This is a genomic window from Microbacterium sp. NPDC055903 (assembly GCF_053615555.1).
On record NZ_JBSHCA010000001.1, the window covers coordinates 1,868,385 to 1,881,398 of the forward strand.

12 protein-coding genes are annotated in these 13,014 nt (G+C 70.4%); 3 read left to right on the plus strand and 9 right to left on the minus strand.

Annotated features, from left to right (window positions below; translation table 11 throughout):
* Window positions 1-274: 274 nt before the first annotated feature.
* On the plus strand, window positions 275-1,684 hold the full coding sequence (locus ACWGJP_RS08555; RefSeq protein WP_452329332.1) for an MFS transporter: 1,410 nt from the start codon (window positions 275-277) through the stop codon (window positions 1,682-1,684).
* Here the strand turns inward: ACWGJP_RS08555 and ACWGJP_RS08560 are convergent.
* The 9 genes from ACWGJP_RS08560 to ACWGJP_RS08600 all read right to left on the minus strand — a co-directional run bounded on the left by ACWGJP_RS08560 (window position 1,674) and on the right by ACWGJP_RS08600 (window position 10,137).
* Window positions 1,674-2,204: an AAA family ATPase gene (locus ACWGJP_RS08560; RefSeq protein WP_452329333.1), complete on the minus strand. Its 531-nt coding sequence runs from the start codon at window positions 2,202-2,204 to the stop codon at window positions 1,674-1,676. The two genes, ACWGJP_RS08555 and ACWGJP_RS08560, sit on opposite strands and share 11 nt — an antisense overlap.
* A 9-nt stretch (window positions 2,205-2,213) precedes the next feature.
* Entirely contained in the window at window positions 2,214-3,047 is an 834-nt protein-coding gene (locus ACWGJP_RS08565; RefSeq protein WP_452329334.1) for a PaaX family transcriptional regulator, read from the minus strand.
* The gene (locus tag ACWGJP_RS08570; RefSeq protein WP_452329335.1) at window positions 3,044-4,258 is read right to left on the minus strand and encodes a kynureninase; all 1,215 of its coding nucleotides are present in this window, start codon (window positions 4,256-4,258) and stop codon (window positions 3,044-3,046) included. Before ACWGJP_RS08570 ends, ACWGJP_RS08565 begins: the two co-directional genes overlap by 4 nt.
* 1 nt (window position 4,259) lies before the next feature.
* Complete coding sequence (locus ACWGJP_RS08575) at window positions 4,260-5,147, minus strand: amidohydrolase family protein (protein WP_452329336.1); 888 nt, start codon at window positions 5,145-5,147, stop codon at window positions 4,260-4,262.
* Window positions 5,144-5,986: a tryptophan 2,3-dioxygenase gene (locus tag ACWGJP_RS08580; protein ID WP_452329337.1), complete on the minus strand. Its 843-nt coding sequence runs from the start codon at window positions 5,984-5,986 to the stop codon at window positions 5,144-5,146. Before ACWGJP_RS08580 ends, ACWGJP_RS08575 begins: the two co-directional genes overlap by 4 nt.
* An 80-nt stretch (window positions 5,987-6,066) precedes the next feature.
* Window positions 6,067-6,615, minus strand: coding sequence for a cysteine hydrolase family protein (locus tag ACWGJP_RS08585; RefSeq protein WP_452329338.1), 549 nt, complete (start codon window positions 6,613-6,615; stop codon window positions 6,067-6,069).
* Window positions 6,615-8,042 carry a purine-cytosine permease family protein gene (locus tag ACWGJP_RS08590; RefSeq protein ID WP_452329339.1) on the minus strand — a complete coding sequence of 476 codons (1,428 nt, stop codon included), beginning with the start codon at window positions 8,040-8,042 and terminating at the stop codon, window positions 6,615-6,617. The genes ACWGJP_RS08585 and ACWGJP_RS08590 overlap by 1 nt, the downstream gene beginning before the upstream one ends.
* A 92-nt stretch (window positions 8,043-8,134) precedes the next feature.
* Entirely contained in the window at window positions 8,135-9,424 is a 1,290-nt protein-coding gene (locus tag ACWGJP_RS08595; protein WP_452329340.1) for a M18 family aminopeptidase, read from the minus strand.
* 53 nt (window positions 9,425-9,477) lie between these two features.
* Window positions 9,478-10,137: a response regulator gene (locus ACWGJP_RS08600; RefSeq protein WP_452329341.1), complete on the minus strand. Its 660-nt coding sequence runs from the start codon at window positions 10,135-10,137 to the stop codon at window positions 9,478-9,480.
* 311 nt (window positions 10,138-10,448) lie between these two features.
* On the opposite strand from ACWGJP_RS08600, the gene ACWGJP_RS08605 reads away from it, so the two are divergent.
* Both ACWGJP_RS08605 and ACWGJP_RS08610 read left to right on the plus strand, forming a co-directional pair.
* Window positions 10,449-11,513, plus strand: coding sequence for a sensor histidine kinase (locus ACWGJP_RS08605; RefSeq protein WP_452329342.1), 1,065 nt, complete (start codon window positions 10,449-10,451; stop codon window positions 11,511-11,513).
* 390 nt (window positions 11,514-11,903) lie between these two features.
* Window positions 11,904-12,983: an alcohol dehydrogenase catalytic domain-containing protein gene (locus ACWGJP_RS08610; protein ID WP_452329343.1), complete on the plus strand. Its 1,080-nt coding sequence runs from the start codon at window positions 11,904-11,906 to the stop codon at window positions 12,981-12,983.
* Window positions 12,984-13,014: the final 31 nt, after the last annotated feature.

Genomic DNA, 13,014 nt, shown 5'->3' on the forward strand with positions numbered 1-13,014 from the left:
CGGTCGTCGCGGGACGGGGGGGGGCGCGGGCGGCGGCGTGGAAGCGGGGGGGGGGGGGGGGGGGGGGGGCCGGGGGGGGGGGGCGGGGGGGGGGGGGGGGGGGGGGCGGGCGGGGGGGGGGGGGGGGGGGGGGGGGGGGGGGGGGGGGGGGGGGGGGGGGGGTTGGGGCGGGGGGGGGGGGGGGGGGGGGGGGGGCCCCCCCCCCCCCCCGGCTCGCCACGCCGATGTCGACCGGCGCGAGGGTCGGCGCGGGCGGCTCGGCGCGCAGATCGCCGTGCTGACGCTCGTCCAGTTCGTCGGGATGATGAGCGGCACCATCATCGCCACGGCCCTCCCCGCGATCACCAGGGAGATCGACGGCACGACCCTGCACTACACGTGGATGTTCGTGACCACGGCCCTCGCGTCCGCGGTCACGACCCCGCTCTGGGGCAGGCTCGGCGACATCTTCGACGCGAAGGTCGTGCTGCAGTGGTCGCTCGGGTTCTACACGGCGGGTGCTCTGCTGTGCGGGCTCGCCCCGACCGCCGATCTGCTGATCGCCGCGCGCGTCATCCAGGGCATCGGCATCGGCGGACACATCGCGCTCACCCAGGCTCTCGCCGCGCGTCTCGTCGTCCCCCGCAGGCGCGCGCAGGTGAACGGCGTGATGGCGGTCTCGCAGATCGTCGCGACGGTCTCCGGTCCGCTCGTCGGAGCGCTGCTGGTCGGCGTCCCCGGCATCGGGTGGCGGCTGTGCTTCCTGCTCGGCGTCCCGGTCGCCGTGTTCGCCGCCATCGTCGTGCAGATCGTCCTGCCAGGGGCGACGGCGCCGGCCCGGGGTCGCGTCGACTACCTGGGCGCCGTGCTCCTCGTCATCGGACTCACGGGGATGCTGGGCTGGATCTCCCTCGTCGGCGACGTGGTGCCTCCCTTCGGAGCGCCCTCGCTCCTCTGGGTCGCATCGAGTCTGCTCGTCCTCGCCGCCGCCGCGTGGTGGGAGTGGCGGACCGCGGATGCGATCGTGCCGCTTCGCGCTCTCGCCGGACGTGTGCCGGCGCTCGCCGCGGCGGCGAGCCTGTGCGTGGGCGTCTCGATGTTCGGCGGGACCATCTTCGTGACGCAGTACCTCCAACTCGGGAGAGGGCTCGATGCGCTCACCGCGGGCGTCCTGCTCATGCCGATGGCGGCGACCACGTTCGTGTGCGCACTGCTCGTCGGGCGCCTCAGCGCCAGGTCCGGCCGCATCCGGCGCTACCTGCTCGCCGGCGTCGTGCTCGTGCTCCTCGGCAATGCGGGGCTCATCCCGCTGTCGACAGGGACGCCGCTGTGGTGGGTGGTCGTCTCCTCTTCGCTGATCGGCGCGGGGTTGGGGATGACCGTGACGAACCTCGTGCTCGTCGCGCAGAACGCCACGCGGCTGCGCGACACCGGAGCGGTGAGCGGAACGGTCATCTTCACGAGGACGCTCGGCTCGACGGTGGGGCTCGCCGTGTTCGGCGCGATCGTCGCCGGATACGTCCCCGCCGTGGATGCCGTACCCGCATCGGCGCTGCCGGGGCTCTACGCCCAGGCCTCGTCGACGGTCTTCCTCGTGGCGACGGCGATCTCACTCGCGGGGCTCCTCGCCGTCGTGCTGCTGCCGCCCATCAGGCTGCGCTCGACCGCCGATCTGCCCGAGGCGACGCCGACGGTCACCGGATGATCTCCTCGAGAGCGGCCAGACGCTCCTCCGGGGTGCCCGCGAGCTCGATCATTCGGACCGAGCCAGGCACGAGGTCGGGATCCTCGGTGAGGGTCAGTAGTGCGGCATCCATCTCCTCGCGCAGGTCGAGGTCCTCGTCGGCGGGGAGGTGGATGCCGGATGCCGTTGACAGCGGCAGGACGACGAGCAGATCGACGGCCGCCATCGCGGACACGGCCGGCTCGACGAGGTCGGGGATCGCCGCCGCAGCCCGTCCGGGGCGGCCGAGCGCATCCCAGGCCTCGAGGTAGGCGAGGAAATCCAGCGGGCAGCGCTCGAGCACGGCGTCCCGCCCTGCAGGGAGCCGCTGCAGGCGCCGGGCGGCGACGTGGAACTGCTCGATGAAGGAATCCACGCCGCTGCCGCTCCCGGTGAGGTCGTGCGGGTCAGCGTGCACCTCGAAGGTCGGATGCCGTGCGGCGAACGCCGAGATCACCGTCGACTTGCCGGTGCCGTGCGTCCCGGAGACCACGATGCGCATGAGCGCACTCTATCGGCGGGGGCCGGTGAGGGTGAGCACGTGCTCCCACGCGGCGTCGGCGAGCGCCGTCGAGCGCTCCGTGAATGCCGTGAAGCTGCGTTCTCCTGGCCAGTCCTCTGGCAGAAGGGCAGCCGGCAGACCAGGATCGATGTACGGGAGCACACGCCAGGCGTCGACGAGGCGGACGAAGGCCGCGAACGGCTCGGCCGGCAGCCGATCGACGGCGGCGAGGAAGGTCTCGTGCTCGGCGCGGAGGGCGACCAGATCCCACCACTGCGGCACCGCATCGCGCAGCGGGCCGGCGGTCAGCGGGGCCCCTGCCCTGAAGAGAACCGCCTGCGTCCGCACCCCCAGCTCGACGAGGATCTCCTCCGCCTCGCCCTCGAGGTGCCCCGGCAGGATCCACAGCGCCGGCGACACGGCGCCCGCCCCGATCCAGTGCAGCCGCCGCCGCAGCAGGTGCCGCAGATCCCGCCTCGCCTCGGGGATCGAATAAGAGACGAGGCACCAGGAATCGCCGTCCTGCATGAGACGCACATCGAAGATGCGGCGGTCGCCGCGCTCCAGCATCCGCTCCGCATCCGGATTCAGCCGGTAGCCGGCGCTTTCGCGGCGCTCGGGGAGGAGCAGGCCCCGCTGTTTCAGACGGGCGATGGCCGTGCGCGCGGTCGCCGCAGGAACGCCGAGATCGTCGGCGAGCCGCACGAGCCCGGACGTGGGGATCCAGCCGCCGAGGCGTCGCAGGTACAGTCCGACGACCGTCCGCAGCAGCGAGGCGGTGCTCCCCGGCCGTGCGTCGATGTCGTCGAGCACGGGACGGTCCGCTGATGCGACGGCGGTCATGCGGCCAGTGCGTCCCGCACGGCGAGGATGCCGCGCGCGGTCTCCTCGTAGCCCGTGCTCAGCGGCGACAGCCCGAGTCGGATGCCGTCGGGGAACCGGAAGTCGGGGATCACGCCGCCCGCCCACAGCGTCTCGGTGGCGCGCCGGGCATCGGGATGGCCGATCGTCACGTGCCCGCCCCTGGCTGCGGCCTCCCGGGGGCTGAGCAGACGCGCGCCGAGCGGTGCGAGCAGCTCGTCGAAGGCCTGCACGGCGAACCCGGTCAGCGATGCCGACTTCGCCCGTACGGCCTCGATCGACGCCTCGGCGATGAGCTCGACCATCCCCTGCATCGCCAGCATCCCCAGCACCGGCGGCGTGCCGCTGATGAACTGGCGGATCCCGGCGTCCGGCACGTATCCGGCTCCCATCGCGAAGACGTCAGCGGCGCCCATCCACCCCTGGATCGGCTGGTGCAGCACTCCCTGGTGGTCGGCACGGACGTAGGCGAAAGCCGGAGAACCGGGGCCGCCGCCGAGGTACTTGTACGTGCATCCGACGGCCAGGTCCACGCCCCAGGCATCCAGCTGCATGGGCACGACCCCCGCCGAATGGCAGAGGTCCCAGAGCACGAGAGCGCCCGCATCGTGCGCGATCTCGGTGATGGCCGCCATGTCGGCGAGCGCGCCGGAGCGGTAATCGACGTGGCTGAGGACCACGAGCGCCGTGCGTCCGGAGACGGCCGCCGCGACATCGTCCGGCTGCACGCCGAGCACGGGGTCGGGGGAGAGCCAGCGGATCGTGAGACCGCGCTCGGCGGCGACGCCCTCGGCGATGAAGCGGTCGGTGGGGAAGTTGCCCTCCTCGATGAGGATCTCCTCGCGACTGGGCCTGGCCTCGACCGCCGCACGCATCAGCTTGTAGAGCAGCACGGTCGTGGAGTCCGCGACGACCGTCTGACCGGCCGCGGCGCCCAGGCAGACGTCGCCGATACGGTCGCCGAGCTCGAGCGGGAGCTCCATCCACTGCTCGTCCCAGGAACGGATCAGGCGCGTGCCCCAGTCGTGGCCGATGAAGCCGGCCACTCTGTCGGCGAGGTCCTTCAGCGGGCGCCCCAGCGAGTTGCCGTCGAGGTAGGCGGTGACGCCTGGCGCGTCGACGAACGCGTCGGTGAACCGCGCGAGCGGGTCGGCTCCGTCGAGGGCTCGGGCGGCGGTGAGCAGGTCGGTCATGTCAGGCCTCCAGGTCGTCGGGGGAGAGCGCGCGGGCGCGGAGCGGGTCGATGTCGATCTCGTCATCGGCGGGGTGGAAGAGCGCTCGGGTGTCGCGAGGTGCGAGGGCGCGGAGGAGGTCGAGGCCGTGGATGCCTGCCTCGCGCAGCGCCGCGATCTCACGGGGGTTGAGGGCGACCGGCGTCGGGCCGTTGCCCATGTCGGTGCCGTAGAGCACGGTGCCGCCTGCGGCGTGGAATCGGCGGACGTTGTCGACGGCGATCTCGTAAGCATCGCCCTCGTGGATCGAGAGCGTCGAGATCCACTGCACCCCGGTGGCGTGAGCGGCGATCTCCGTGTCGTCGAGGCGCTCGGAGAACGGGGCGTGTGCGAGCAGCCGCGCGCCGAGCCGGACGGCCCGCTGCGCTTCACCCGGCCCTTCCGCGTGGACGATGACGGGGAGGCGCGCGGATGCCGCGATCCCCAGGATCGCGCGGAGGAGCTCGTCGGAGAACACCGGCCCGGCGGTGCTGTTGGAGGCGACCTTGACGAAGGATGCCCCGGCCGAGGCCATCTCGTCGACGGCATCCGCCGCGGCGTCCGCATCAGCGATCTCGCGCACCGAGCCGGGCGGAGCCCATGCGCGGTCGGAGGGGTATCCCCCCGGCGGGGTGAGGAACGCCCCGGCGAAGACGATCTCGACGGGGGCATCCTGAGCGAGCGGCTGCCTCCCCTCCGCTCCCTGAGCGAGCGCAGCGAGTCGAAGGGGATCCCCGCCCAGATCGATCACGCGCGCCAGCACCGACTCCGTGAGCCCCGCTCGATCCACGAGCTGCAGGTGCACGTGGTGATCCGTGAAGCCGCCGCCGATGAACCCGCCGGGGACACGGCGCAGCCCCGGCATGGTCACGCGCCGATCTCGGTACGGACCGTGTAGAGCTCGGGGAAGAAGGTCAGCTCGAGCGCGCGCTGCAGGAAGGCCGCGCCGGTCGAGCCTCCGGTGCCGGTCTTCATGCCGATGGTGCGCGTGACCGTCTTGAGATGCCGGAAGCGCCAGAACTGGAAGTTGTCCTCGAGGTCGACGAGATCCTCGCAGGCCTCGTAGAGGTCCCAGTGCGTCTGGGGGTCCTCGTAGATCGCCCTGATGGCGGGGACGAGCTCCGGGTGCGGGCGGTACGGCTCGCGGACATCGCGATCGATCACGGATGCCGGCACGGCGAGGCCCCGGCGTGCCGCGTAGCGGAGGAACTCGTCGTACAGCGTCGGCCGCTCGAACTCGGCCGTGAGCAGGGCGAGGTTCTCCGCATGGTCGGCGAACACCTGCAGCATCCGCTCGTTCTTGTTGCCGAGGGCGAACTCGACCGCCCGGTACTGCACGGACTGGAAACCGGAGGAGTTGCCGAGCGATCCGCGGAACTGGGCGTACTCGGTGGGGGTGAGGGTGGCCAGCACCGACCACTGCTGGGTCATCACGTCCTGGATGCGCTTGATCCTCGCGACCCGCTTCAGGGCCTCGCGGAGGTCGTCGCTGGCGAGGAGGTCGCGGGCACTGGAGAGCTCGTGGCGCAGCTGCTTGAGCCAGAGCTCGGTCGTCTGGTGCTGGATGATGAACAGCATCTCGTCGTGATGGTCGCTCACCGGATGCTGGGCGGAGAGCAGCCGGTCGAGCTCCAGATAGGAGCCGTAGGTCATCCGATCGCGGAGGTCGGTGACGATGCCGTCTTCGAGTGCGCGTTCGTTCTCCGCCATGCCGGATATGTTACGCATTTGTGTCGATCGTCACAAGAGTGGCATGCTCACGGAACGGCCGGCGACGAAGCGCGGAGGCGTCAGAGCGCGGCGAGGATGCCTTCCGTGTCGTCGAGGGTGATCTGCGGTGGATACAGGCCCATCACGTGCAGGGCTGCCGTGTGGTTCTCCGCGGAGGATCCGGCACAGGCATCCGTGGCGATCGTGATGCGCGCACCCGCATCCGCGGCGGCGAGAGCCGTCGAGATCACGCAGCAGTCCGTTGACACCCCGGTCAGCACCACCTCCGCCCCGCGCCCGACGATCGTCTCGATCGCGGGTCCCCACTTCCCGAAGGTCGGCAGATCGATGCTCGGATGCGGAGACAGCGCCCTCGCCTCGGGCACGAGATCGAACAGGGGGTCGCTCTGCGGCTGGTCGGCGAAGGGCCAGGTGTCGAAGTATGCGCCCCAGCTCGTCGCGCGGTCGGCGGTGGGGAGCCATCTCGTCACGAGCACGCGCTCGCCGAACGCATCGGCGAGCGCCCGGATGCGCGGCATCGCCTCGGAGAAGAACGGCGACGCCCAGGCCGAATCCGGCGAGGCGAAGATGTTCTGCGGGTCGATGACGACGAGCCAGCGCGTGGTCATCACGCCTCCTGGCGGCGGATCTTCCCTGCGCGGGCGAAGAAGCACACCAGGAACGAGCCGATCAGAGCGATGAACACACCGAGGTTCGCGTAGGCCCAGACACCATCGGCCCCGCCCACGAGGAACATCAGGTAGCCCTGCCAGGGGAACAGGGAGGAGTAGACCAGCCCCCAACCGATGGCGGTGAAGGCGAGCATCGTGATCACCGACACCCCGTCCACCGCGCCGTAACGACCAGACGAGTCGAACAGCGCGGCCTCGTCGTAGTCCTTCTTGCGCCGCAGGATGTCCGCGATGAGGATGCCGGCCCATGCCGCCATCGGGACGCCGAGCGTGATGAGGAATGTCTCGAACGGGCCCTTGAAGTCCTGCGCGAAGAACACCACGAAGATCGTCCCCGCCGTGAGGAGCACGCCGTCGATCGCCGCGGCGGAGGGACGGGGGATCCGGATCCCGAGGCTGAGCAGCGTCAGACCCGAGGAGTAGATGCCCAGCACCGCACCCGAGACGAGGGTGAGGATCGCGACGATGAGGAAGGGGAACAGCGCCCAGGTGGGCAGAAGCAGCGCGAGCGCGCCGATGGGGTCGCCGCCGACGGCATCCATCAGCTCGGTGCTGGATGCGGCCAGGAGCAGGCCGAAGAACACCAGGACGATCGGTGCGACCGAGCCGCCGATCGTGTTCCAGGCGACGATCCTGGCATCCGACGTGGTGCGCTTCTGGTAGCGCGACCAGTCGGCCGCGATGTTGATCCATCCGAGGCCGAATCCGGTCATGACCATGACCAGTGCACCGAGCATCGCGGGGAAGGAGCCGTCGGGCAGCGATGTCACGACATCCCAGCGGATGGAGCCCGCGGTGAGGAACAGGAACACGATCGTCATGGCGCCGGTGAGCCAGGTGAGCACCGACTGCAGCTTCATGATCGTGTGGTAGCCGAGCACGGAGGCGCCGACGATGAGCGCGGCCACGAGCACGGTCGCGATGATCTGGGCGAGCAGCGATCCGTCCTCGCCGACCCAGCCGAGCGCGTGCAGGACCGTGTTCGTGGCGAGCACCGCGGTGATCGCCAGCGAGGTCTCCCACCCGATCGAGGTCAACCACGAGACGATCCCCGGCAGCTTCTGCCCCTGGACGCCGAAAGCGGCCCTGGAGAGCACCATGGTCGGCGCAGAGCCGCGCTTGCCGGCGATCGCGATGAGGCCGCACAGGGCGAACGAGACGACGATGCCGATGACGGCGACGACCGTCGCCTGCCACAGCGAGATGCCGAATCCCAGGATCCAGGTGCCGTACGACATGCCGAACACCGAGACATTGGCCGCGAACCACGGCCAGAACAGGTCTCGGGGCCTCGCCGTGCGCTCGGACTCCGGGATGATCTCGATGCCCGCGCGTTCGATCAGCGAGCCGCTCTTCTCACTCATGTGCTCATGATGGCACTGTCGCGCCACGGCAGGGGTCAGCGGGCGGAACGCGATTCCCGCGAACCTCCGCCGCACGGAAGCCGCGCACCCCGTCAGCCGACGAAGAACGCTCCTGCGACGAGGGAGAGGTCGTGCAGATCGCTCACCCCGGCGAGCTCCCGTGCCGAGTGCATCGACAGGATCGGGATGCCGACATCGACGGTGCGGATGCCCAAGCGCGTCGCCGTGATCGGCCCGATGGTCGAGCCGCAGGGCACATTGTTGTTCGAGACGAACTCCTGCGAGGCGACACCGGCCGCGGCGCACCATCCGGCCCAGGCGGCGGCCCCGACGGCATCCGTCGCATAGCGCTGGTTGGCGTTGAGCTTCAGGATCGGGCCGGAACCGAGCAGCGGCTGCACCACGGGGTCGTGCTTAGCCGCGTAGTTCGGATGCACGGAGTGGCCGACGTCGCTCGACAGGCACCACGAGGCCGCGAAGGCCTGACGCTGCGCGGCTGCGTCGGCGCCGAGGTCGGCGTGCACGCGCACCAGCACATCCTCGAGGAAGGGACCGGCGGCACCAGAGCGGGATCCTGAGCCGAGCTCCTCGTGGTCGAAGGCCGCAAGAACCGCGATCGGGCCTTCGGTGAGTGGGGTCTGCGCGAGCGCGGAGAGCGCGACGACGCCGGCGTGCACGGAGGCCAGATCGTCCAGACGCCCTGCGGCGAAGAAGGCGTCGTCCTTGCCGAAGACGGCTCCGCGGGCGGAGTCGGCCACCACGGCGTCGAACCCGAGGATGCCGGCCGCATCCACTCCTGCGGCGGCGGCGAGCTCGCCGAGCAGGTCCTCCGCCGTCGGGTCGCCGAGGCCCCAGACCGGCTGGGTATGGAACTGCTTGTCGAGCGAGAGTCCGCTGTTCGCCTCGCGATCCAGGTGGACGGCGAGCTGCGGGAGTCGAAGGAGCGCGCCGGTGGCGGCGAGGACGACGGAGCCGTCGGCCATCGCCAGGCGACCGGCCAGGCGCAGCTCACGATCGAGCCACGAGTTCAGGAGGGGCCCGCCGTAGACCTCCACGCCGGCCTGCAGCCAGCCGCGGGAACCCGTGGTCGGCTTCGGCTTGAGCTTGAAGCCGGGGGAGTCGGTGTGCGCACCGAAGATCCGCGTCCCGGTGGTCGGACCGGCGTCGGAGGGGACCGCCCAGGCGATCGCCGCGCCGTCGCGCACGACGACGAAGCGCCCACCGCGCTGCGCAGGCCACGCCTCGGTCTCGTCCAGGCGAACGAAGCCGATCGCCTGCAGACGGCGCGCGACCTCCTCGGCGGCGTGATAGCTCGACGGCGACGCCGCGACGAAGTCGGCGAGGTCCTCCGCGTGCGCGAGACGGGTGTCGGTGACGGGCATGAATGACCTCCGGTGTTGCTCCCCCACGATCGTAGACCGCCGCGGCGGAGGTCTCAGCGGAAGTCGATCAGCCCCGCGTGCGCGGCGGCGACGAGGATCTGCACCCGGTCCCGCACCTGCCACTTGGTCATGATGCGCCCGAGGTGCGCCTTGACCGTGCCCTCGGAGACGATCAGCGCCCGTGCGATCTCGGCGTTCGACATGCCCTCGGCGAGGCGGTCGACCACCTCGCGCTCGCGGTCGGTGAGGGGTGCCAGATCGTTGCCGCGTCCACTCGTGGTGGTGTCGTTGTCGCGGACGTGGCGCACGAGCAGCGAGGCGATCCTCGGCGACAGGGCGCTCGCGCCGTCGTACACGTCGCGGACGCCCGCGACAACGCTCTCCGCGCTGGAGTCCTTCAACAGGTAGCCGGAGGCGCCGGCGCTCAGCATCGGCAGCACCGTGTCGCTGCCGTCCAGAGTGGTGACGGCGAGCACGCGCACATCCGGCCAGCGGGCGGCGATCGCCGCCGTGGCCGAGATCCCGTCCATCTCGGGCATCTGCACGTCCATGAGGACGACGTCGGGATGCTCCCGCTCCACCGCGGCGATCGCCTCGAGCCCGTCGACGGCATCGCCGATCACCTCGATCTCGGGATCGCGGGAGACGAAGTGGGTGAGGGCGGAGCGCACCAGCGGGTCGTCATCGACGATCAGGACGCGAATCTCAGGCATATCCGAAGCCTAACGGCGCTGTGGGCGAGGAGCGGGGAAGACCTAGACCTTTGGCTAATCACATCTGATCGAAAGGCAGATGTGCGAGGTGGTTCACCCCCGAGAAGATGGAATCGTTCCTGACCGAACGACAAGTATTTGGAGGTGAAATACTATGACTTTCTGGCAGACAGTTGCTTGGGTGCTTGGTATCAATCGCTAGGCTACCTGGCGAATAGGAGAACGTGAACCCTATGGTGCTTGGCCGGTTCAGCCGCAGAGAAGCCGTTGCGCTCCGTCTGGGGCGCGGCGCTCGCCTGAGCCGTTTCGAGATGATCGCCTTCGTCGTGATCCTCGGTGTCATCACCGCGTTCGACCTCTTCCGCCTTTTCAGCTCACCAGGGCAAGACCCTGGTCCCACTCTTCTGAGCATCGCCTCCACGGCGGTGTTCGCCCTTTTCCTCTGGTCGCCGTTGGCGGCGGTGTGTGCCATCGCCGTGATCTTCGGGCTGTCATTCATCGTCGACAGCCAGATCGAAGTCCTCGCCGCCGCGGCCGTGGCCGCCGGGCTCGTGCTCCGTCTCGGATGGAACGCCCTGATACTCGCGTACGCCGGGGCGTTCCTTGTCGCGACGGCGATCATTGCCATCGGCGACAGCGTCTTCCCCGGCGAGATCGCCATCTATCTGATCTTCGCCGCGGTGGCGGGTGGCATCGGTCTCGCCCTGCGCGTGGCCTTCGACAGAGGAAGCCGTCTCGAGCGCGAACTGGAGCAGCGCGCAGAACAGGAGCGGCAGGCGGTTCTCGCGGAGCGACGCTGGATCGCTGGCGAGCTCCACGACAGCATCGCCCACCACCTGACGGTCGTCTCGCTGCACGTGCAGCTGCTCGACGACCCGACCATGAGCACGGAGTCGCAGGATGCGATCCGCATCGCTGCGCGAAAGGCGATGACCGACCTGCGATTCGTCATCGAACTCGCAGACGATGGCCCCCGTTCAGAAGGCATGCAGACCGGCGACCTCGCCTCATCGATCGAGGAGGCGAGCGCCGAGTTCGCCTCGGCGGGTCACGCGGTGCGGCGCGAGGGCGACCCGCGCGATGACCGGATCCCCCGGATGGCGGAGATCATCCTCGCGCGCATCATGCGGGAATCCGCGACCAACGTGCTCAAGTACGCCGGCCCCGGCGAGGTGACGATCGCCCTGAGCGTCGACGACGCGGCATCCACCCTCGTCGTCAGCAGCCCTCTTCCGACGACGCCGAGGCGCGATCTGCCGTCGAGCAGCACGGGTCTGCGTCGGATGGCCGATCGGGTGCTCGGCGCGAGCGGCGACTTCAGCGCCGGGGAGGTCGACGGGCAGTGGAGAGTCGCCGCCACGGTGCCGATCACCTGAGGCATCCGTCGCAGGTCTAGACGAAGGTCTATATGCCTCTCGACCTTCGAACCTGCCCGTCGGTGCGGTCATTGCTTAGATTTGAAGCATCCCCAGATAGGCGTCCCCAGCGCCAAGATCGCGAGCGCGCTCCCCAAGGATTCTCATTCCGACGCGCTCGCGATCATCGGATTCACGGGCCTTTTCTGGTGCCCTCCGAGCCAGGGGGAATCTCCGGTTAACGGGCGCTGAACACTTCCGCCGATCGCCGATCCGGCTCGCATCGCGATGTCAGAGTGACTTCCGGATCCACGATGAACGGGATCGGGAGGGGCCTCATGACCGCAACGGGAATCGCCGATCACAGGCGCCGCCTCCATCCACCGCGCCAGCTCGATCAGGACGGCTGACGTGCGCACGCTGCTGCCCCACGCGCAGCTGCGCGATATCGCATTGCGGCCCGCAGCGTCGGCCCGAGTATGGCTCGGGTCAGGACAGGCGCTGGAGCGCGTCGCAGTGCCCGGTGTGGGCCTCGCGGCAGGGGACGTCCTCGTCGCCGTCGAGTTGTCGACGATCTGCGGCGATGACGTGCGTGTGGCGTGCGGCGACCGCACCTCCGTCGCACCAGCCGTCCTCGGTCACGAGAGCGTCGGGAGGGTGATCGCCCTCGGCGAGGGCGGCGCACGGACGGTGGAGGGAACCGAGCTGCGGGTCGGCGATCGCGTGGTGTGGACGGTCGCCGTGTCCTGCGGGGACTGCGACCGCTGCCGTGCGGGGCTTCCGCAGGCGTGCCGGTCTCTCGCGCAGTACGGGCGAGAGCGCCTCGAGCCGCGCTGGGAGCTCACCGGCGGGTTCGCCAGCCACGTGCACCTGCGCAAGGGGACATCGATCGTGCGGGTGCCCGAGTCGTTGCCCGCGGCCGTCCTGGCTCCGGCGTCCTGCGCGACCGCGACCGCGTGGGCGGCGGTGGCGAAGACTGGACGCGATCTCGAGGGCGCCCGCGTGCGGGTGTTCGGTGCGGGCCTGCTCGGTCTGACCGCGGCCGCGATCGCGGCCGATCGAGGCGCCAGGGTCGACATCGTCGAACCGGTCCCGCATCGGCGTGCGCTCGCGGCCGGCTTCGGAGCGGATGCAGAGCGGACGGACGAGCTCGTGGACGTCGCGATCGAGACGTCCGGGCACGCCGTCGCCGAGGCGATCGATGCCGTGGACATGGGAGGCACGGTCGTGCTGCTGGCGAGTGCGTCGCCCTCGCCCGCGATCGTCGTGCCCGCGGACAGCCTTGTCCGCAGGCTGGTCACGGTGACCGGTGTGCACGGCAGCACCGGCACCGAGCTGTCGGAGGCCGTCGCCTTCCTCGCCGGCCGGGGTCGTGCCTTCGCATTCGCCGATGCCGTCGGAGCGGTGTTCCCGCTGGAGCAGGCGGACGCGGCAGTGGCGGCCGCGTCCTCACCGGATGCGCCGTTGCGAGTGGGACTCGTCCCGCGGTGATCGCGCGCCGGACGCCTGCGCGGTCGGCGTG